Genomic DNA, 19233 nt, shown 5'->3' on the forward strand with positions numbered 1-19233 from the left:
ACCGACCACCAGGGGAGAGCGCGGGGCATCGTGTTCGACTTTCTTGATTCCGGGCAGTACGACCTGCTCGGCGCCTTCTGGGTGACGGCGAAGCTCGCCCTCTACTCGGCCATCGGCTCGCTGATCTGGGGCACGGCCCTGGTCGCGATGCGGGTCAGCCCGGTCCCGATCATGCGCGGCTTCGCCACCGCGTACGTCAACCTCGTCCGGAACACCCCGCTGACGGTGGTCATCGTCGCCTGCCTGCTGGGCCTCAACCAGACCCTGCTCATCACGCTCGGCGGGGACCGCTCGGAGGACGTCGGCTTCCGGCTCGCGATCCTCGGACTCGTGGCGTACACCGGCACCTTCGTCTGCGAGGCACTGCGCTCGGGCATCAACACCGTCCCGCCGGGTCAGGCCGAGGCCGCTCGCGCACTGGGTCTCACCTTCACTCAGGTCCTCACGTTCGTGGTCCTCCCGCAGGCGTTCCGCGCCGCGGTGACCCCGCTCGCCAACGTCCTGATCGCCCTCACCAAGAACACCACCGTCGCGGCGGCCATCGGCGCCGCCGAGGCGGCGGTCCTGATGAGGGAGATGATCGAGAACGAGGCCGACGCCCTCTTCGTGGTCTTCGGCATCTTCGCCTTCGGCTTCGTCGTTCTCACCCTTCCCACCGGCCTGTTCCTGGGCTGGGCGGCCAAGCGACTGGCGGTGAAGCGATGAGTTCCGTCCTGTACGACACCCCCGGACCGCGCGCCAAGCGGCGGAACGTCCTCTACACGATCGCCTTCCTGGTGGTCCTCGTCCTGGTGGGCTGGTGGGTGCTGGCCGCCCTGGACGAGAAGAACCAGCTGGACGCGGACAAGTGGAGCCCGTTCGTCACCGACTCCAAGGTCTGGACGACGTACCTGCTGCCCGGCCTCGTGGAGACCCTCAAGGCCGCCGCGCTCTCCATCCTGATCGCGCTGCCCCTCGGCGCCGTCCTCGGCATCGGCCGGCTCTCCGACCACCGCTGGGTACGGGTGCCCGTCGGCGCGGTCGTGGAGTTCTTCCGCGCCATCCCGGTACTCCTCCTGATGGTGTTCGCCAACCAGGTCTACCGGGAGTTCACGGGCGTGAGCTCCGACTACCGCCCGCTCTACGCGGTCGTCACCGGCCTGGTGCTCTACAACGCCTCCGTGATCGCCGAGGTCGTCCGCGCCGGTGTGCTCTCGCTGCCCCGCGGCCAGGGCGACGCGGCCGTGGCGCTCGGCATGCGCAAGGGCCAGACCATGCTGTACGTCCTGCTGCCGCAGGCCGTGACGGTGATGCTCCCGGCCCTGGTCAGCCAGCTCGTCGTGATCGTCAAGGACACCGCGCTCGGCGGCGCCCTGCTCGGCTTCTCGGAGCTGCTCAGTCAGAACCGGCAGATCACGGCCAACTACGGCGCCAACACGATCGCCACCCTCGTGGTCATCGCGCTGATCTACATCGTCCTGAACTTCGCCCTGACCAGCTTCGCGAGCTGGCTGGAGAAGCGCCTCCGCCGGGGCAAGAAGTCCCCCGCCGTGACGCTCCCCGCCCAGGCGGGAGCCCCCGAAGTGCCGACGAAGACGGTCAGCGACGCCTGACCCCGACGGGGTCCGTGGGACAACAGGGGTGGGCCGGAGCGGCACCGACTTCAGGTCGGCCGCACCGCGCCCACCCCGTCGCTTGACGCAAGCACCCTCAGTGGGTTGCATACGGTCTGTGATCAAGCACCGGGATCGTGCCACACTCAGCTGTGCTGCCCTCATGTCCGTCCGGCCTTCAGGAGCCGCGCCGTGGACCCGGTGATCATCGTGGGCGCGGGGCCGGTCGGCCTCGCGCTCTCCCTCGCGCTCGCCGCGCAGGGCGTGCCCAGCGTCGTCCTCGACGAGGGCTCCGGCAAGGAGGAGCTCCGCCCCGCGCGGAGCGTCGTCCTGCGCGCCGACATGGCCGCCATGGTGGAGCGGCTGGGCTGCACCACCCTCCGTGACGAGGGCGTCCGCTGGGTCGGCTGGCGCGGTATGCGCCGCCGCCAGCAGGTGCGCCACCTCGCGCTCGACCTGGGACTCGGCGGTACGGAGGAGTGGTCCGAGGACCCGGCCTCGCCCTCCGCCCCTGCCGCGCCGCTGCACATCCCCCAGCACGCCCTCGCGCGCGGACTGCGCGACGCCATCGCCCACCAGAAGCTCGTCCAGATCGTCACCGAGGCCAGGCTCGACACCATCGAGCAGGACCGCGACGGGGTCGTCGCCCACACCCGGGGACCGGCGGGCACCTGGTGGCGCGGCAGCCATCTCGTCGGCTGCGACGGAGCCCGCTCGACCGTACGCAAGCTCCTCGGCATCCGCTTCCCCGGCCGTACCGCGGTGGAACGGCACGCGGTCGCCGCGCTGCGCACCGAACTCCCCTGGCCCGGCGAGGCCCTGCTGCACCGTCAGCCCCCGTGGCGGGGCGCCTCCGACGAGATCGCCGCCCGTCCGCTGCCCGACGGGGTGTGGCGGATCGACTGGCTGCTGCCGCCCCGGGGCGACCTCGTCACCCCGGACGTGCTGGTCGCGCGGATCCGCGAGACCCTGGCCGGCTGGTGCGACGGGGTGACACCGCCGTACGAGCTCATCGACACCGGCGTGCACACCCTGCACCACCGGCTCGCCCGGCGCTGGCGGGTCGACCGGGTACTCCTCGCCGGGGACGCGGCCCATCTGCTCGGCGCGGTCGGCACCCAGGGCCTCGACGAGGGGCTCAGGGACGTCGACAACCTCGCCTGGAAGCTCGCCCTCACCTGGCACCACGGCGCCCCGGACCGGCTCCTCGACAGCTACCAGAGCGAGCGCCGCTCGGCCGTCGCCCACCGGCTGCGCGCGGCGGACCAGTCGCTGCCGGTCCTGCGCGGCGGCGGCGGGCTGCGGACGTACCTCCCGGGGGCCACGCGCGGCCACGACGCCCTCCTCACCGACGGCCATGTGGGGCGCGGCCCGCTCGGCGCGCCCCCCGCGTACCCGCACTCCCCCCTCGCACCCCCGTACGCCGAGGGCCTGACCCCCGTGAGCACCCCGGTGGGCGCCCCCGTCGAGGACGTTCGCGTGACCGCCCCCGACGGCACGACCGTACGGCTCAGGGACCGGCTCGGTCAGGGCCGCCTGCTGGTCCTCCTGGTCGCACCCGGCACCGGGGTGTGGGACCGACGGCACTGGCAGGGCGCGGGGTTGATGCCCCGGCTCGACGAGGCGGTGCGCGCCCTCCCGGCGAAGGCGGAGATCCTGGTGACCGAGGCGTACCCGGGCGCTCCGGCCCACGCCGTCCTGCTCGTACGGCCCGACGGGCACCTCGTCGCCGCCTTCTCCGGGGTCCGCCCCGAGGAGCTGTACGCGGCGGCGGACGCGGCCCGCGGCGGCTCGGCGACCGACGAGGCGGCCGACGGTTCGAGGGACGAGCCGGGCGGTAGGCCGGGCACGACCGTGGATGCCGAAGTGCCGGCCCCGGTGTCCGCCAAGAGGGACCGCACGGCGGACATGCATTGATTCCTCCCGGGCGCGCATGGTGTACTCCGGAACGTGACCGACACCGATGTGCGCCTGTGGCGGAGGGTCCATATGGACCTCGTCCGCTACGCGGGCTGCGTGTGTCGCCCGTCCTGCTGATCTCGCCTTCTCCCCGCGCGCGCCCCGCCGCCGACGTGCCCGCGTCCGTGTGCCGTGTGCGGCCGCGCGCTCTTCGCGAACCACAGGACGGTCACCCGTGTCTCCACACACCCCCGCGCCCACCCCCTCCCCCTCCTCGGCCGCTGCTTCCACCGCTCTCACCGATCCCGCCGTTCCCACGGCTTCCGTCGCTTCCTCGAGCGCTCCGACGGCCGCTGATCTGCTCGACTTCGTCCGCCGCGCGGCGGCGGACCGGGAACTGGTCGACTCCCTGCCGCTCGACCCCGAGGGCCGTACCTGGGTGCGCCTCGAAGGCCCCGGCGGCAGCGAGGCCTGGCTGATCGGCTGGCCGCCCGGCACCGGCACCGGCTGGCACGACCACGCCGAGTCCCTGGGCGCCTTCGCCACCGCACGCGGGACGCTGACCGAGAACGCGCTCGCGGTCCGGCTGCCGGCGAGCGGCTGGAAGACCCTGGAACTGGCCGACGGACTCGACCGCTCCCGCCATCTCGGGGAGGGCGGGAGCCGCGCCTTCGGCACCCACCATGTGCACGAGGTGCTCAACGGGTCACCGGACACCCACGCGGTGTCGGTGCACGCCTACTATCCGCCGCTCCCGCTGATCCGGCGGTTCAGCCGGACGGGCGCGGTACTCCGTCTTGAGCAGGTCGAGCGCCCGGAGGACTGGCAGTGAGCGACGGACACGTGGGCATCGACGAACTCCTTGAGCAGGTCAGGGCGGGCCTCGACCGGATCACGCCCCGGGCTGTCCACGAGGCGTACGAGGCGGGTGACGCGCTCCTGGTGGACACCCGGTACGCGGCCCTGCGCGAACGGGACGGGCTGATCCCGGGTGCGCTGGTGGTGGAGCGCAACGAACTGGAATGGCGGCTCGACCCCCGGGGCAGCCACCGGGCGCCGGAGGCGGACAGCCACGATCTGCGGGTGGTGGTGCTCTGCAACGAGGGCTACGCCTCCTCCCTCGCGGCCGAGTCCCTGCGCCGGCTGGGCCTCCACCGGGCTACGGACCTGATCGGCGGCTTCCAGGCCTGGAAGGCCGAGGGCCTACCGGTCCTCCTCCCGGCCACGGGCGGCTGAGGCAGGGCCCGCCGACGGTCCGTTCCCGACCGGAAGCGGACGCGGGAGCGTATGCGATGTGGACGCGGATGCGGGTGCGGATGCGGTGCGGGTGACGAGCCCTTCTGAACCCTCCCCCCAGGGGGGTCAGAAGGGCTCGTCGAGCCCGTCCGTGTCCTCGCCCTCGGCCTCCAGCGCCTGGCGGACGACACGGAGGGCCATGCCCTCGGGATACCCCTTGCGAGCGAGCATCCCGGCGAGCCGGCGCAGACGCCGGTCGCGGTCGAGACCGCGGGTGGCGCGCAGCTTGCGGGCCACGAGCTCACGCGCCGTGGCCTCCTCCCGGTCGGAGTCGAGCTGCTCCACCGCCTCCTGGATGAGGGACGGCTCGACGCCCTTCGTGCGCAGCTCGCGGGCGAGAGCCCGGCGGGCGAGCCCCCGGCCGTGGTGGCGGGACTCCACCCAGGCCCCCGCGAAGGCGGCGTCGTCGATGAGCCCCACGTCCTCGAAACGGGAGAGGACCTCCTCCGCCACCTCGTCGGGGATCTCCCGCTTGCGCAGTGCGTCGGCGAGCTGCTTGCGCGTGCGGGGGGAACCGGTGAGCAGGCGCAGACAGATCGCCCGCGCCCGCTCGGCCGGATCCTGGGGTGACAGCTCCTGCTCGGCCCTCGACGAGTCGGAGCTGTCACCCGGCCATTCGGTGCGACCGGTCACCGGTTCAGCTCTTGACCGCGGTGGCCTTGGTCGCCTTCGCGGTCTTGCTCGCGGGTGCCGGGACGCTCTTGGCGGCCTCGTCCGCGCCGGCCGCGTCGGCGACGGCCGCCGCGTCCGTCCCCGGTTCGGCCTTCGCGGCCTCGGGCCGGACGCCGACGCCGAGCTTCTCCTTGATCTTCTTCTCGATCTCGTCGGCGAGGTCGGGATTGTCCTTCAGGAAGTTGCGGGCGTTCTCCTTGCCCTGGCCGAGCTGGTCGCCCTCGTACGTGTACCAGGCACCGGCCTTGCGCACGAAGCCGTGCTCCACGCCCATGTCGATCAGACCGCCCTCGCGGCTGATGCCCTGGCCGTAGAGGATGTCGAACTCGGCCTGCTTGAACGGGGGCGCGACCTTGTTCTTGACGACCTTGACGCGGGTGCGGTTGCCGACCGCGTCCGTGCCGTCCTTGAGGGTCTCGATACGGCGGATGTCGAGGCGGACCGACGCGTAGAACTTCAGGGCGCGGCCACCGGTCGTGGTCTCCGGCGAGCCGAACATCACGCCGATCTTCTCGCGGAGCTGGTTGATGAAGATCGCGGTGGTCTTGGACTGGTTGAGCGCGCTGGTGATCTTCCGGAGCGCCTGGCTCATCAGTCGGGCCTGGAGACCGACGTGCGAGTCGCCCATCTCGCCCTCGATCTCCGCACGCGGCACCAGCGCGGCGACGGAGTCGATGACGATCAGGTCGAGGGCGCCGGAGCGGACCAGCATGTCGACGATCTCGAGGGCCTGCTCGCCGTTGTCCGGCTGGGACAGGATGAGGTTGTCGATGTCGACGCCGAGCTTCTTGGCGTACTCGGGGTCGAGGGCGTGCTCGGCGTCGACGAACGCCACCTGGCCGCCGGCCTTCTGCGCGTTGGCCACGGCGTGCAGGGTCAGGGTCGTCTTGCCGGAGGACTCCGGTCCGTAGACCTCCACGACACGGCCGCGCGGCAGGCCGCCGACACCGAGCGCGATGTCGAGGGCGGTCGATCCGGTGGAGATCACCTCGATCGGCTCCTGGACGCGGTCGCCCATGCGCATCACGGCGCCCTTGCCGAATTGGCGTTCAATCTGTGCGAGTGCGGCGTCGAGCGCCTTCTCGCGGTCGGTTCCTGCCATGGGTTCCACCCGGTTTGCTTGAGTCGATCGCTTCATGTGAAAGACGCTAACCCCTGCCACTGACAATGGGCCCCGGCGTCCCCTCCGGCCTGTGGACAACTCGTCGACAAGCCCGTGATTCCCAGGGCCGGACTTTCATGAGAATGGATGTTCGATTTCAGTGTCAAGCGCACCACGCCCAGGGCGCGGGCCGGTGTGACGGGGCGTTCTCCTCGTCCGCCGAGCGGTTCCGGTCGACCGGGCGGGGGGAGGGGAGGGAGAGAAAGAGAGCGGGCGGGTCGGAGACCGGGCGGGGGCGTACGGCAGGATCCAGTCATGACGTCCCTGGAGGTCCTGACCGCGCTGGAAGCCGGCATGGCGGAGCTGTCGACGCCGACGCGGGTGTACGTGGCGACCGGGCGGTTCACCGCGCCGGGTCCCGACCTGCCGGAGCTGGCGGCCCGCGTCCGCGCGCTGCTGGCCGAGGTCGCGGTGGACGAGGCCTGGCGGCGCTTCCTGCCCGGGTACGCCCCTCCGTCCGTCCCCCGGATCTGCGGCGCCCTGGAACCGGTGGAGACGCACGAAGCCGCCGCGTTCCTCGCCCAGCTCGCGGCCGTCGACCTGGTCTGGCCGCGCCACCTGCACCTGCCCGTCGAGGCCGCCGAGCGCGCGGCGGACCGTGTGGTGTCCCTGCTCGGACCGGAGGCCGACTGGTGGACCAACCACGACACCCGCTGCGGCGCGGTGAACGGACTCACCCCGCTGTTCGACAGCCTCCTCGCGGGGACGGACGGAGAGCACTTCGCGCTGGCCCTGCAGATCGCCGACGACTGAGCGACCCGGTCCCGACGCACCACACCGAGGACGTACGGCCTGCCGAAGGCGCGATTCCGGCCCCACCCCGCGACGGCTTCCACTCCACGACGTCTCCCGCTCCGCGACGGCCCTCACGCGCGACGGCGCCACCTCCGCGACGGCGCCGCCCCTCAGCCGTGCTGCGCCTCCCGTGCCGCCCGGTCACGGCCGGTCGGGCCGGTCGGGCCGGGATGTGGAAGCCGCGTCCACAGGTCACCGCCACCGTTCGGGTCCAGGCGCATCAGGGTGAGGGCCTTCGCCGGGAGGGGTTCCGTCCGCAGGGCGTACAGGTCGGCCGTGGGGGCGAGATCCCGGGCGGCCGCCTCCAGGATCGCGCCGAGGGTCGGCGCGTCACCCGCCAGCGGGCCGAGCGCCCCCGTGACCAGGCTGCCGAGGACCTTGCGGCGGAGCACGGCCGGGTCGTCGTTCAGGAGCCGGCCGCCCACCGGCGGTGCCGGGATCCCGTGCCGGGCCAGCCGGGCGGGGCTGATGCGGATGTCGGCGAGGTCCCGGTAGACGAGGCGCCTGACCCGGTCCTCGGTGTCGACGACGGCGAGCAGGTTCTGACCGTGCGCCTCCAGGGCCACCCCGAGGTCCAGCAGCTCCAGGCAGACGCCGAGGGCGAGCCGCGCGAACCCGACGGCCCGGTCGAGCCGTTCTCCGGGCGCGCGTGACGCGAGAAGCGCGGGGAGGGCCGCCACCGGAACGACCCGCTCCCCGGCCGCCGCGTCCGCGTGGACGTGTGGTGACTCGCGCAGGAGCGCCGCCAGGTCGGCCGTACCCGCCCCGGCCGCCGCGAGGTTGCGGGCGATGTGCAGGCGCCCGTCGAGACGCCGGGCGAGCCGCTCGACGAAGTCGGACGTCGTGACGGCGTTGCTGACGGTGTACTCCGAGATGTCCCGCACGGTCGAGGTGAGCCGCGTGCTCAGCGACGTCTTGACGTGCGTGTCGCCGCCGATGTCGAGCGTGCGCAGGGACAGCAGGGGGTGCGCGGCCGGACCGGGCCGCAGCGGCCGGCCGGACAGGACGTGCCGGGCCTGCCAGGGGTGGACGGGGATCAGCACGGAGGCGCCGTCGCGAAGCTCGCGGGGCCACTCCCCCGACACCGCCGCCCCCTCGACCACGGCGAGCCGCAGCGCGACCACGGGCCGGTGTTCCGGCGCGTACGCCAGCTGCTCGGCGGCGGAGAAACCGGGCCGGGAGCGGCAGCCCGGATGGTACGGATGTCCGTCGGTCTCCCCCTGCTCCCACTCCCACGGGTGGACCGGCGAGGCCATGCGCCGGGGCGCGGTGCGGGAGAGGGCCAGCGACGCGACACTGTGGTCGAGTTCGGCGGCCAGCCGGCCGCCGCCGGGTACGGCCAGGGCGGCCACCAGTTCAGCCGGATGGTCGTACCGGATCCCGTCCAGACCGAGCCCCGTCACCGAGGCCGCCGTCGCCCAGGGGTCCGAGAGCGGACCTCGCAGGCGCCGCCCGTCGGCCAGGTGCAGGGTGACGCCCTCACGTCCGGCCGCGCGCGTGGCGACCCAGGGAAGCGGCTCGTGGACGAGACCGCGCCACAGCCGGGTCAGCACCGCGGCCCTGGCACCGGGGAGCTCCGCGGCGTACGCGGCCGTCAGCCCCGGCCGGACCGCGTCCAGCTCGGCGGCGAGGGTGCGCTCCGCGGCAGTTCGGCACATGCGGATGTTCTATCGCATTCGAACGCAATCCACACATACTGATGTCGATGAACAGACTCACGCGGACCGCCGACGCGCTGGCGGTGACGCCCCTGCTGAACTGCCTGCTCCGCGAGGCGGCGGATCCTGCGGTGGACCCGGCGACAGCGGGCCCGACGACCGCGGCGGCAGGAGCGGACCGGACGATGGATCCGGTCGAGGACCGGGCTGTGGACCCGACCGCGCAGCAGGCCACCGGCCGGTCCGAGGACCACGCCCCCGACCACGCCCCCGCGTACGCCGTCCACCGCCTGCGCGTCAGCGGCCGGCTCCTGCGCGTCCGCCCCGGCCACCGCTCCTCCGACGCCGAACTGTGGACGGGGCGCGCCTGGCGGCCTCTGCGCCACGCCGGGCTCGTCGACCTCGCCGTCCGCGAGATGCACGCCTCCACCGGGCGGACCAACCCCGCCCTGGCCGCCGAGATGGCCGCGAGCCGTACCGCCGTGCGGGCCGTGCTCGCCGCACGCGCCCGCACGGCACCGCCCGAGGACCCCTGGCTGCGCTCCGAACAGGCACTGGTCATGGGCCACCCCTGCCACCCGGCCCCCAAGGCCCGTACCAGCGGCGGTCCCCCTGCCGCCTGGCTGCGCTACGCCCCCGAGGCGTACGCCCAGTTCCCGCTCGTCCTGCTCGGCGTACGCGAGGACGCGGTCGTCGAGGACGGCGACACCCGGGCCCTCGACGCCCTCGGCGAGGCCCCGCCCGGCTACCGTCTGCTTCCCGCCCACCCCTGGCAGCTCGCCCTGTCCGACCGGGCCACGCGCGTGCGTGCCGCCTTCGCCGAGGGCCGCCTCGTCCACCTGGGCGTCACGCCCCGGCCCGCACGGCCGACGGCTTCGGTGCGCACGCTGCACGTCCCGGGGGACGGCTCCCGGGACGGCGGGGACCTGTTCCTGAAGTTCAGCCTCGACGTCCGGATCACCAACGACATCCGCCGGATGCGACGGCACGAACTGCTCCACGTGCGCCGCACCGATCCGCTCGTCACCGCCGCCTTCACGGCGATGGACGGCCCCGCGGCCTGGCTCAGCGACCACGGCTACCGCACGGTGGACGGCCTCTTCGAGACCTGTGCCGTCGTCGTCCGCGACGGCCTCGACCGGCATCTGGCCCCCGGTACGACCGCCGTCCTCGCCGCCGCGCTCGCCGAGGGCTTCCACGGCAACCCCCTCGACCGGATCGACGATCCCCTGCCCTGGTGGTCGGCCTATCTGCGGTGTGTCGTGGCGCCCGTCCTGGAGGCGTTCGCCCGCTTCGGCGTCGTCGTGGAGTGCCACCTGCAGAACACGCTGGTCGCGGTGGACGGGCGGGGCACCCCCGTCCAGTCCGTCTTCCGCGACGCGGAGGGCGCCAGGACGGTCCCCCGGATGCCCCGGGCGGAGGCCTGGCGGAGGCTCGTCTACTGCCTCGTCGTCAACAACCTCTCCGAGATCGCCGGCGCCCTCACCCACCGCTTCCGGAGCGCCGGGCCCGCCCTGTGGGCCCTGGCCCGCGCCGAGTTCGAGCGGAGCGGCAGGCTGCCGGCGTTCCCCGACGTCAAGGGCCTGCTCGACTCCCCCACGCTCCCCGGCAAGGCCAACCTGCTCTCCCGCTGGGTCGGCGCGGAGGCGACGGCCCCGCACTACCTCCCCGTACCCAACCCCCTCACGGACGCCCGGGCCCAGCGCCTCCCATAGGTCCGGGCCCCGGACCTAGGGTTCCGTACGAGGCCGGGTACGACGCGCGCGTACGGCCCGTACCGCGCGCGTACCGCCGTACCCCAGCAGCCAGGGCAGCACCGTGAGGCCGAGGACGTACACGAGGACATGGCCCACGACGTCGTCGACTTTGCCGGGCCGGTCCCAGGACTCCAGGGGCATGATCACGACGATCGAGGAGGCCACGACCGGAACGAGCGGCAGGAGCACGGACCACCACCGGGGCCACCGGCCCGGCCGCCGGGCGCACCACACCCCCATGGCCCCCATGAGAAAGGGCCCGCACGGCACCCACAGCACCGCGGGGAAGAGGAACAGCACCCACCATTCGTCCGATGTCCCGAACATCATCGAAGCCCCCCTGAGCCCGTCCCTGTCCCGCGCCCCCGCCCGGGGGAAGCCTCCCGCGCGGCCGGGGAAGCCTCCCGCGCGCACCGCCCCGCTGCAGCCCTCCGCCTATCCTTCGACGCATGTCCCTCCCCCTCCGTTCCCCCGGCGGACGTCTTTCGCCACGGGCCGCCGACGCCCTGGTGGCGGGTGCCGTCCTGGCCGTCGTCGCCGTGTGGACGCTCGTCTCGGCGCGGTACGCGAGCGAGCCGGTGGTCCGTACGGTGCTCGGCTGGGCGCTCGTCCTGGTCGGGTGCGGGGCCCTGTACTTCCGGCGGCGGCAGCCGGTCGCGGTCGCCGTCGTCACGCTGCTCGCCTGTGTCGTCTACTACCCGCTGTCCGCCCAGGACGGCCCGCTCATGATCGCGTTCGCGCTCGCGCTGTACACGACCGCGGCCGAGGGCCGGTTCGCCGCCGCCGTCGCGCTCGCCGCCGTCACCCTGCTCGCGGTGGGGCTCGGTGAGATCCGGCAGCAGCCGGGACACCGGCAGATCGACGACACCTCGCTCGCGATGCTGGCGGGCTGGCTGATCAGCCTGGTCGCGGTGGGCCGGGCCCAGCGCACCCGGATCGCCTATCTGCACGAGGTGGAGCAGCGGGCTCTCGCCGCCGAGCGGGAGCAGGAGGCCCGCGCCCGGCAGAGCGCCACCGAGGAGCGGCTGCGGATCGCCCGCGAGGTGCACGACGTGCTCGGTCACAGCATCTCGCTGATCAACGTCCAGTCCGGTGCGGCGCTGCACCGGCTCGGCAAGGGGCCCGCCCCCGAGGCCGGGCTCGCCACCGCCACCGAGACCCTGGAGGCGGTGAAGGCCACCAGCAAGGACGCGCTGCGCGAGCTGCGGGCGACCCTCGGGGTGCTGCGCCGCGCCGACGAGCCCACGCCGACCGCCCCCTCCTCCGGCCTCGCGCTCCTCGGCGACCTCGCCGGGCGTGCCCGGAGTGCCGGTGTCGACGTCCGTACGGAGACCACGGGCACGCCCGTGCCCCTGCCGCCTCCCGTCGACCTCGCCGCGTACCGGATCGTGCAGGAGTCGCTGACGAACGTGACCCGCCACGCGGGCGCGAGGACCGTCCGCATCACCCTCGACTGGGGAGCGGACGCGGTACGGCTGCGGATCGAGGACGACGGCGGGGGCGCGCCGGAGGGGCGGCCGCCGGGCAGCGGCATCCGGGGCATGGCCGAGCGGGCCCGCGCGTTCGGCGGCGAGCTGACCGCCGAGAATGTGGAGGGCGGCGGTTTCCTGGTGGACGCCCGGCTGCCGCTCTCCGTACCCACCGTGTCCGAGGGGGACTCCCGATGATCCGTGTCGTGCTCGCCGACGACCAGACCCTGGTCCGGGCCGGCTTCCGGTCGATCCTCTCCGACGAGGAGGACATCGAGGTCGTCGGGGAGGCCGGGGACGGGGAGCGGGCGATCGGACTCGCCCGCGAACTACGCCCGGACGTGGTCCTGATGGACATCCGCATGCCGGTGCTCGACGGCCTCGAAGCCACCCGCCGCATCACCGCCGACGAGCGGCTCGAAGGGGTACGGGTGGTCATCCTGACCACCTTCGACGCGGACGACCATGTGTACGGGGCGCTGCGCGCGGGCGCGTCGGGCTTCCTCCTGAAGGACACCGAGCCGATGGAACTGCTGCACGCGCTGCGGGTCGTGGCGCGCGGTGACGCCCTGATCGCCCCGGCCGTGACGCGCCGGCTGATCGCCGAGTTCGCCGGCCGGGCGGGGCGGCAGCCGGATCCGAGCCCCCGGCTGAACGTCCTCACCGAACGGGAGCGCGAGGTCTTCGGCCTGGTGGGGGCCGGGCTCTCCAACGACGAGATCGCCGGCCGCCTCGTGCTCTCGCCCGCGACCGCGAAGACCCATGTCAGCCGGATCATGACCAAGCTGGCGGTACGGGACCGGGCGCAGCTGGTGATCCTGGCGTACGAGTCCGGGATGATCACGCCGGGCTGGCTGGCCTGACCCCCCTGAGGGGCGGGACCCGGCGGGGACAACTCCTGGGGTACGCGCGCGTGGACCCGCGCGACCGGTGGGGTACGTCGGGTGTCCACCGGGGGATGACGCCGGACCGCTGACCGTACGCCGACGCTGAACGGGTGAACCAGGACGTACTCGATCTCGCGCGGCTGCAGTTCGCCCTCACGGCGGGCGGCCACTTCCTCTTCGTCGCCCTGACGCTGGGCCTTGCGACGGTCGTCGCCGTGCTCCAGACGAAGGCCACGTTCGGCCGGAAGCCGCTGGACGCGCGCATGGTGCGTTTCTGGGGCCAGCTGTACGTGATCAACTACGCGGTCGGGATCGTCACGGGTCTCGTGATGGAGTTCCAGTTCGGCATGGCCTGGAGCGGACTCACCCACGAGGCGGGGAACGTCCTCGGTGCCTCGCTCGCCGTCGAGACGATCGTGGCGTTCTTCGTCGAGTCGACCTTCCTCGGCCTGTGGATCTTCGGCTGGAACCGGCTCAACCGCTGGGCCCATCTGGCCGCGATCTGGATCGTCGTCCTGACCGCCTACCTGTCGGCGTACTGGATCCTCGTCTCCAACGGCTTCCTCAACCACCCCGTGGGGTACGGCTCCGAGCACGGCGAGCTGGTCCTCGACGACCCGGTCGCGGTGCTGACGAACCCCTCCGCGCTGCTCGCCTTCGGGCACGTCCTGGCGGGGGCGCTGCTCACGGCGGGCTTCTTCATGGCCGGGGTGAGCGCGTACCACCTCTTCCGGCGCGGTCCCGAGTGGGAGTTCTTCGGCCGGAGCCTGCGGATCGGGGTGTTCCTCTCGGCGCCCGCGCTGATGGTGACCGCCGTCTTCGGCGGAGTGCAGTTCGCCGTCCTGGACGCCTTCCAGCCGATGAAGTCGGCCGTTTTCAGCGGGAAGGCCGCCGAGATCGCGCGGGTCCAGGCGGAGCTGACGGAGCGCTTCGGCCCTGGTGACTACGTGCCTTCGGAGGCGTGGACCCGGGGCGGCGCGCTGCTGATGCTCATCAGCTTCGCCCTGATGATGTACCTGTGCTTCGCCGGGGTGATCCTCGCCTCCTTCAGGAAGGTCGTCTTCCGGTTCCGGCTCTGGCATCTCGTCCTGATGGCGGCCGTGCCGTTGCCGTACCTCGCGATGATCAGCGGCTGGGTCTTCCGCGAATCGGGGCGGCAGCCCTGGGTGGTGTACGGGCTCCTGAAGACGGAGGACGCCGTCTCGGACCTCTCCGTCGGCACCATGCGCCTCTCCCTCACCGTCTTCACCACGGTCTTCGTCCTGCTCGCCCTCCTCAACGCCTGGCTCCTCGCCCGGCACGCCCGCCGGGGGCCCGTCGAGTCGGGCCTCGGCCACGACGAACGCCCCGCCGAGGGGGAGGAGGGCGGCGCGCCCGACCCGGCCGCCGCGCTCCCCGCACCCCGCTACTGAACCCCCGCACGCCCCCGTGCCCCCTGCCACGCCCGCACCGCCCGCACCCACCCACACCGCTCGCACCCCGCCCGAGGAAGCCCGAGGAGCCCCCGTGGAGATTCTGGCCATCGCCCTGCTCGCCTTCTTCGCGGCGGGCTGGTTCGTCCTCGCCGGCGCGGACATCGGCACCGGCATGCTCACCCCCTGGCTCGGCCGGAGCGACCGCGAGCGGAGGCTCGTCCTCGCCTCGTTCGCGCCCTTCTTCCTGGGCAACGAGGTCTGGCTCGTCGCCACCGTCGGCGTCCTCGTCGGCTGCTTCCCGGCCCTCGAAGGAGACCTGCTGAGCGGCCAGTTCCCCGTCCTCGTGGCCCTGCTGACCGGCTGGATCGTCCGGGACGCGGGACTCTGGTCACGTGGCCGCGGCCCGGGTCCGCGCTGGCGCGCGGCCTGTGACGGGGCCGTGGCCTGCGGGAGCTGGACCGTCGCGCTCTCCTGGGGATGGCTGCTCGCGGCCCTCCTCACCGGGCGGCCGTACGCGCCGGCGACCGGCCCCACGGGCGTCCTCACCGCGCTCGCCGTGGCCGCCCTGTTCGCCGCGCACGGGCTGGGTTTCGCCGCGCTCCGGCTCACGGGACCGCCGTACGAGCGTGCCCGCCGACTCGTCGGACACTCCGGGCGTCCCTGGCAGTCCTTCGCGCTCACCGCGGTCCTGATGGGCGGGCTGCCGCTCTGGGCGGGGACCGCGCTTCCGCTCGCCGAACGGGCGGCCGTCCCTTCCACGCTCGGTCTGCTCGTACCCGCCCTGCTGTGCGTCACCCCGCTGCTCGTGGCCGTGCAGGCGTGGACCTGGCACGCCTTCCGGCACCGCGTCACCCGGCCCTCGTACCTCTGAGCCGGGGACCCGGGAATCCTCTGGGCCGCGGGCTCAGGAATCCTCGGGCGCGCCGGTCTCCTTCTTGTGGTGCAGGGCCTTCTGCAACCGGGCCACGACCGCCTCGCCGTATCTGCGGTGGCCGTGGACGCGCGGGTCGTCCGTCACGTCGTACCGCTTCACGTAGGCGCCGAGGAAGGCCTGAAGGGTGGCGACGGCCGGGATGGCGATCAGCGCGCCGACGGCACCGAGCAGCGCCGTCCCCGCGATGACCGAGCCGAAGGCGACCGCCGGGTGGATGTCCACGGTCTTGGAGGTGACCTTCGGCTGGAGCACGTAGTTCTCGAACTGCTGGTAGACCACGACGAAGCAGAGCACCCACAGCGCGTACCAGGGGTTGACGGTGAAGGCGATCAGCATCGGCAGCGCGCCGGCCAGATAGGTGCCGATGGTCGGGATGAACTGCGAGACCAGACCGACCCACACCGCGAGCGCGGGCGCGTACGGCACGTCCAGGATCTCGAGGAGCACGAAGTGCGCGAGACCCGAGATGAGAGCCATGAGACCGCGCGAGTAGAGGTAGCCGCCGGTCTTGTCGACCGCGATCTCCCAGGCCCGCAGCACCTCGGCCTGCCGGGCGGGCGGCAGGACGGAGCAGAGCGCGCGCCGGAGCCGGGGCCCGTCGGCGGCGAAGTAGAACGAGAACAGGAAGATCGTCAGGAGCCGGAAGAGGCCGCCGAGGACGGTGGCGGAGACGTCGAGCACACCGGACGCGCTGTTCTGCACGTACTTCTGCAGCCAGTCGGAGCTCAGGAGGCTGTCCTGGACCTCGACCCGCGACAGGTCCGTGTGGAAGGTCTGGTTGATCCACTTGATCACCGAGTCGAGGTACTGGGGGAAGTTCTCGACCATGTCCACGATCTGGCCGGCGAGCATCGAACCCAGGAGCACGACGAAGCCGACGCCGAAGATCAGGACGGCGATGAAGACGAGGAAGGTGGCGAGGCCGCGGCGCATCCCGCGCGCCGCCATCCGGCCGACCGCCGGTTCGATGGCGAGGGCGAGGAAGAAGGCGAGCAGGATGTTGACGAGAAGGCCGACGAGCTGGTGGAAGGCCCAGCTGCCGAGCAGGAAACAGGCGTAGAGCGCGAGGGCGAGGACCAGCGCGCGGGGCAGCCAGCGCGGCATCCTGGCGTCCGGGGCGGCCTCGGCGGCGGGTACGGGCGCCGGGCCGTCGCCATCGCCGTCACCTCCGCCGGCCGGGGCCGTGGAAGCGGCCGGCGCGGTCGCGGCGGCGGAAGCGCGCGATGCGGTCGCGGCGGTCGTCGCCGAGGTCTCGGTCGTGTCCGTTGTCTCGGTCGTCTCGGTGTCGTCAGTCGGGGCCACCCCGCCAGTCTCGCGCACCGCACGGACATTCCACCCGGGACCCCGCACATCCCCTCCGGTCACTCCGCCCCGCGCCGGCCGGTCACCGCTTGTCGGCGGGTACGTCGACGGCCGCGCAGACGGCCCGCCACACGTCCTTCGCCTCCCAGCCGGCGTCCAGCGCCTCGCGTACCGTCCGGCCCCCGAGCTCCGCCATCACATGGTCCCGCGCGAAGGACTCGGCATAGGACGCACCGAAGTGGTCCGCCATCCGCTCCCAGAAAATCGTCAACCGCATGACCCCAGTATCCCGCTCCCAAGAGTGCAGCCCGCTCCGAAGGTCTTGTCACCGCGTCTTTCCGCCCTACCGTCGGAGCATGGCCGAAAAACCCCTCTCCTCCCCGCCCCCGACCCCCCTGGCCCGAGCCGAGCGTTTCGTCTGGCTGACGGCCCGTGTCCTCGAACAGCGCAGGTTCGCCTACCACTTCCTGCGCGGTGGCGCGGATCAGGTGGAAACGGCCCTCGCGGCGTACCTCGACGAGGACGGCGGCTACGGCCACGCGCTCGAACCCGATCTGCGCGGCCCGGTCAGCCAGCCCCTGCACACCGCGCACGCGCTGCGGGTCCTGGATTCCATCGGCCGCTGCGGCGGGCTGCGCGTGGAACGGATCTGCCGGTACCTCACCGAGGTGTCCACGCATGACGGAGCGCTCCCGGCGATCCACCCGTCCCAGCGCGCGTACCCGTCCGCCCCGTTCGTCCCGGTCGTCGACTCCCCGCCGAGCGCGCTGCTCACGACCGGCCCGGTGGTCGGGCTGCTGCACCGCAACCAGGTGTGGCACGCGTGGCTGTTCCGGGCCACCGAGTTCTGCTGGTCGGCGGTGGAGTCGCTGGAGAAGTCCCATCCGTACGAGATCCAGGCCGCCGTTGCCTTCCTGGACGGGGCCCCCGACCGCTCGCGGGCGGAGGCGGCCGCCGACCGCCTCGGGCGCCTGGTCCGTGAACAGCGGCTCGCCGTCCTCGACCCGGACCGGCAGGAGGACTACCCCCTGGCCGACGGCTACGCGCCCGGCGAGTTCCACTTCCCGCACGACTACGCGCGCGTACCGGACTCGCTGGCCGCTCGCTGGTTCACGGCGGAGGAGATGGCCCGTTCCCTCGACCGGCTCGCGGCCGACCAGGAGGAGGACGGCGGCTGGCCGATCCGCTGGCGCGCCTGGGCCCCCGGCTCGGCCCTGGAGTGGCGGCCGATCGTCACCGTCGAGGCCCTGCGCACCCTGCGCGCCCACGGCCGCCCCGTCGGCTGAACGCCGGGCCTCCTGCCCACGACGGGGGCCCGGCGGGCGGCCGTCACCAGCCGAGGGCCCGTACTCCCGCCGTGACGGCGACGGCGGCGCCCACGACGACCAGGAACGGTGCCCGCAGGACGAGCGCGACGGCCGCCGCCGCGAGTCCGGCGGCACGGGCGTCCAGGACGACGGTGCTGCCCGCGCCGAACGTCTGCTGGGCGGTGAGCGCGGCGAGCAGCGCCACGGGAAGCAGGGCGGCGAGCCGCTGGACGAGCGGCCGCTCAAGGGCTCCGGCGGGTACGAGCAGGCCGATCAGTTTGACGAGGTAGCATCCGGCGGCGGTCAGGCCGATCGCGATCCAGACGTTCATCGGGAGTCCTCCTCTCGTCCGGCCGGGGCCGCGCGGCGGCCCCGGAGCCAGAGCACCACGGGCGCGGCGAGGGCCGCCGCGAGGACCGGGACCCCCGCCGGCAGCACGGGCAGCAGCCCGAGGCCGAGCAGGACGGCGATCCCGGCGGTGGCCCGTTCGGTCGCCGACTTCAGCATGGGGGCGAGCAGGGCCAGGAAGACGGCGGGACCGGCCGCGTCGAGCCCCCAGGCCGCGGTGTCGCCGATCGCCTCGGCGCCGAGCGCCCCGAGCAGTGTGGTCGCGTTCCACAGGACGTACAGCGTGAGTCCGGTGACGGTGAAGCCGACGCGGGCGGCCCGGCGGGACGGCTGGGCGAGGGCGACCGCCGTGGTCTCGTCGATCACCCAGTGGGCGGCGAACGGCCGGACGGCCTTCGGTACGGCGAGGAGCTGGGAGAGCCGCAGACCGTAGAAGGCGTTGCGGGTGCCGAGGAAGAAGGCGCCGGCCGCCGCCGTGAACGGGTTGCCGCCCGCGGCGAGCGCTCCGACCAGCGCGAACTGTGAGGCGCCGGTGAAGACGAGCAGGCTGAGCACGCAGGTCTGGAGGACGCTGAGCCCTGAGCCCGCCGAGGTCACGCCGAAGGCGAAGCCGGAGAGGCCGACGGCCACGCCGACACCGAGGGCGTCGCGGACGACGGCCGCGTCGGGTTTGGCCGGTGTGCCGTCGCGTATGACGGGGGTTGCTGTCTGTTCTGCCACGTCAGGGACGTTACGACGGC

20 protein-coding genes and 1 pseudogene are annotated in these 19233 nt (G+C 73.2%); 13 read left to right on the plus strand and 8 right to left on the minus strand.

Going from position 1 to position 19233, the window contains the following annotated elements; all coding sequences use genetic code 11:
• The first annotated feature begins 30 nt into the window (after nt 1-30).
• The 6 genes from ACFWUY_RS23590 (at nt 31) to ACFWUY_RS23615 (ending at nt 4727) form a co-directional block, all read left to right on the plus strand.
• Nucleotides 31-705 carry an amino acid ABC transporter permease gene (locus tag ACFWUY_RS23590; protein ID WP_384112174.1) on the plus strand — a complete coding sequence of 225 codons (675 nt, stop codon included), beginning with the start codon at nt 31-33 and terminating at the stop codon, nt 703-705.
• Nucleotides 702-1592 carry an amino acid ABC transporter permease gene (locus tag ACFWUY_RS23595; RefSeq protein WP_384112177.1) on the plus strand — a complete coding sequence of 297 codons (891 nt, stop codon included), beginning with the start codon at nt 702-704 and terminating at the stop codon, nt 1590-1592. Before ACFWUY_RS23590 ends, ACFWUY_RS23595 begins: the two co-directional genes overlap by 4 nt.
• A gap of 192 nt (nt 1593-1784) precedes the next feature.
• On the plus strand, nt 1785-3509 hold the full coding sequence (locus tag ACFWUY_RS23600) for an FAD-dependent monooxygenase (protein ID WP_384112180.1): 1725 nt from the start codon (nt 1785-1787) through the stop codon (nt 3507-3509).
• Nucleotides 3510-3557: 48 nt separating this feature from the next.
• Nucleotides 3558-3629 carry a putative leader peptide gene (locus ACFWUY_RS23605; protein ID WP_309544753.1) on the plus strand — a complete coding sequence of 24 codons (72 nt, stop codon included), beginning with the start codon at nt 3558-3560 and terminating at the stop codon, nt 3627-3629.
• 97 nt (nt 3630-3726) lie between these two features.
• Nucleotides 3727-4323 carry a cysteine dioxygenase gene (locus tag ACFWUY_RS23610; RefSeq protein WP_384112183.1) on the plus strand — a complete coding sequence of 199 codons (597 nt, stop codon included), beginning with the start codon at nt 3727-3729 and terminating at the stop codon, nt 4321-4323.
• Complete coding sequence (locus tag ACFWUY_RS23615; RefSeq protein WP_384112186.1) at nt 4320-4727, plus strand: rhodanese-like domain-containing protein; 408 nt, start codon at nt 4320-4322, stop codon at nt 4725-4727. The genes ACFWUY_RS23610 and ACFWUY_RS23615 overlap by 4 nt, the downstream gene beginning before the upstream one ends.
• Nucleotides 4728-4853: 126 nt before the next feature.
• Here ACFWUY_RS23615 and recX read toward each other — a convergent pair.
• Both recX and recA read right to left on the minus strand, forming a co-directional pair.
• A pseudogene (gene recX, locus ACFWUY_RS23620) lies at nt 4854-5537 on the minus strand (recombination regulator RecX); the annotation flags it as partial.
• Entirely contained in the window at nt 5425-6570 is a 1146-nt protein-coding gene (recA, locus tag ACFWUY_RS23625) for a recombinase RecA (protein ID WP_384112270.1), read from the minus strand. The pseudogene recX and the gene recA, both read right to left, overlap by 113 nt.
• Before the next feature lie 306 nt (nt 6571-6876).
• Between recA and ACFWUY_RS23630 the strand changes: the two genes are divergently transcribed.
• On the plus strand, nt 6877-7374 hold the full coding sequence (locus ACFWUY_RS23630; protein ID WP_384112189.1) for a hypothetical protein: 498 nt from the start codon (nt 6877-6879) through the stop codon (nt 7372-7374).
• 152 nt (nt 7375-7526) lie between these two features.
• Here ACFWUY_RS23630 and ACFWUY_RS23635 read toward each other — a convergent pair whose 3' ends face one another.
• Nucleotides 7527-9074 (minus strand): IucA/IucC family protein, encoded by a 1548-nt coding sequence (locus ACFWUY_RS23635; RefSeq protein ID WP_384112192.1) that lies wholly within the window; start codon nt 9072-9074, stop codon nt 7527-7529.
• Between the two features lie 41 nt (nt 9075-9115).
• Here ACFWUY_RS23635 and ACFWUY_RS23640 point away from each other — a divergent pair, with 41 nt between their 5' ends.
• Entirely contained in the window at nt 9116-10789 is a 1674-nt protein-coding gene (locus ACFWUY_RS23640; protein ID WP_384112200.1) for an IucA/IucC family protein, read from the plus strand.
• Between the two features lie 15 nt (nt 10790-10804).
• Here the strand turns inward: ACFWUY_RS23640 and ACFWUY_RS23645 are convergent, their stop codons facing one another.
• Nucleotides 10805-11161 (minus strand): hypothetical protein, encoded by a 357-nt coding sequence (locus ACFWUY_RS23645; protein ID WP_384112205.1) that lies wholly within the window; start codon nt 11159-11161, stop codon nt 10805-10807.
• Between the two features lie 119 nt (nt 11162-11280).
• Between ACFWUY_RS23645 and ACFWUY_RS23650 the strand changes: the two genes are divergently transcribed.
• From ACFWUY_RS23650 to ACFWUY_RS23665, 4 genes are all read left to right on the plus strand, one after another.
• Entirely contained in the window at nt 11281-12498 is a 1218-nt protein-coding gene (locus ACFWUY_RS23650; protein WP_384112208.1) for a sensor histidine kinase, read from the plus strand.
• The gene (locus ACFWUY_RS23655; protein ID WP_384112211.1) at nt 12495-13163 is read left to right on the plus strand and encodes a response regulator; all 669 of its coding nucleotides are present in this window, start codon (nt 12495-12497) and stop codon (nt 13161-13163) included. The genes ACFWUY_RS23650 and ACFWUY_RS23655 overlap by 4 nt, the downstream gene beginning before the upstream one ends.
• Before the next feature lie 134 nt (nt 13164-13297).
• On the plus strand, nt 13298-14599 hold the full coding sequence (locus ACFWUY_RS23660; protein ID WP_384112214.1) for a cytochrome ubiquinol oxidase subunit I: 1302 nt from the start codon (nt 13298-13300) through the stop codon (nt 14597-14599).
• A gap of 94 nt (nt 14600-14693) precedes the next feature.
• Nucleotides 14694-15473, plus strand: a complete 780-nt coding sequence (locus ACFWUY_RS23665) for a cytochrome d ubiquinol oxidase subunit II (protein ID WP_384112217.1) — start codon at nt 14694-14696, stop codon at nt 15471-15473.
• A gap of 33 nt (nt 15474-15506) precedes the next feature.
• On the opposite strand, the gene ACFWUY_RS23670 is transcribed toward ACFWUY_RS23665, so the two are convergent.
• Together ACFWUY_RS23670 and ACFWUY_RS23675 are read right to left on the minus strand one after the other, a co-directional pair.
• Nucleotides 15507-16640, minus strand: coding sequence for an AI-2E family transporter (locus tag ACFWUY_RS23670; RefSeq protein ID WP_384112273.1), 1134 nt, complete (start codon nt 16638-16640; stop codon nt 15507-15509).
• 280 nt (nt 16641-16920) lie between these two features.
• Nucleotides 16921-17115 carry a DUF3046 domain-containing protein gene (locus tag ACFWUY_RS23675; RefSeq protein WP_041662943.1) on the minus strand — a complete coding sequence of 65 codons (195 nt, stop codon included), beginning with the start codon at nt 17113-17115 and terminating at the stop codon, nt 16921-16923.
• Nucleotides 17116-17194: 79 nt separating this feature from the next.
• Here ACFWUY_RS23675 and ACFWUY_RS23680 point away from each other — a divergent pair, with 79 nt between their 5' ends.
• Complete coding sequence (locus tag ACFWUY_RS23680; RefSeq protein WP_384112226.1) at nt 17195-18124, plus strand: hypothetical protein; 930 nt, start codon at nt 17195-17197, stop codon at nt 18122-18124.
• Between the two features lie 43 nt (nt 18125-18167).
• Here ACFWUY_RS23680 and ACFWUY_RS23685 read toward each other — a convergent pair whose 3' ends face one another.
• The gene (locus ACFWUY_RS23685; RefSeq protein ID WP_384112230.1) at nt 18168-18476 is read right to left on the minus strand and encodes an AzlD domain-containing protein; all 309 of its coding nucleotides are present in this window, start codon (nt 18474-18476) and stop codon (nt 18168-18170) included.
• Nucleotides 18473-19213 carry an AzlC family ABC transporter permease gene (locus ACFWUY_RS23690; RefSeq protein ID WP_384112233.1) on the minus strand — a complete coding sequence of 247 codons (741 nt, stop codon included), beginning with the start codon at nt 19211-19213 and terminating at the stop codon, nt 18473-18475. Before ACFWUY_RS23690 ends, ACFWUY_RS23685 begins: the two co-directional genes overlap by 4 nt.
• Nucleotides 19214-19233: the final 20 nt, after the last annotated feature.

The sequence above is a fragment of the Streptomyces sp. NPDC058664 genome, from assembly GCF_042716635.1.
GTDB lineage: Bacteria > Actinomycetota > Actinomycetes > Streptomycetales > Streptomycetaceae > Streptomyces.

Coding starts and splice junctions, on each gene's coding strand:
- ACFWUY_RS23650 (WP_384112208.1), top strand. CDS start 11,281: ATGTCCCTCCCCCTCCGTTCCCCCGGCGGACGTCTTTCGCCACGGGCC.
- ACFWUY_RS23670 (WP_384112273.1), bottom strand. CDS start 16,640: ATGCCGCGCTGGCTGCCCCGCGCGCTGGTCCTCGCCCTCGCGCTCTAC.
- ACFWUY_RS23685 (WP_384112230.1), bottom strand. CDS start 18,476: ATGAACGTCTGGATCGCGATCGGCCTGACCGCCGCCGGATGCTACCTC.
- ACFWUY_RS23675 (WP_041662943.1), bottom strand. CDS start 17,115: ATGCGGTTGACGATTTTCTGGGAGCGGATGGCGGACCACTTCGGTGCG.
- ACFWUY_RS23680 (WP_384112226.1), top strand. CDS start 17,195: ATGGCCGAAAAACCCCTCTCCTCCCCGCCCCCGACCCCCCTGGCCCGA.
- ACFWUY_RS23595 (WP_384112177.1), top strand. CDS start 702: ATGAGTTCCGTCCTGTACGACACCCCCGGACCGCGCGCCAAGCGGCGG.
- ACFWUY_RS23635 (WP_384112192.1), bottom strand. CDS start 9,074: ATGTGCCGAACTGCCGCGGAGCGCACCCTCGCCGCCGAGCTGGACGCG.
- ACFWUY_RS23630 (WP_384112189.1), top strand. CDS start 6,877: ATGACGTCCCTGGAGGTCCTGACCGCGCTGGAAGCCGGCATGGCGGAG.
- ACFWUY_RS23640 (WP_384112200.1), top strand. CDS start 9,116: ATGTCGATGAACAGACTCACGCGGACCGCCGACGCGCTGGCGGTGACG.
- ACFWUY_RS23655 (WP_384112211.1), top strand. CDS start 12,495: ATGATCCGTGTCGTGCTCGCCGACGACCAGACCCTGGTCCGGGCCGGC.
- ACFWUY_RS23645 (WP_384112205.1), bottom strand. CDS start 11,161: ATGATGTTCGGGACATCGGACGAATGGTGGGTGCTGTTCCTCTTCCCC.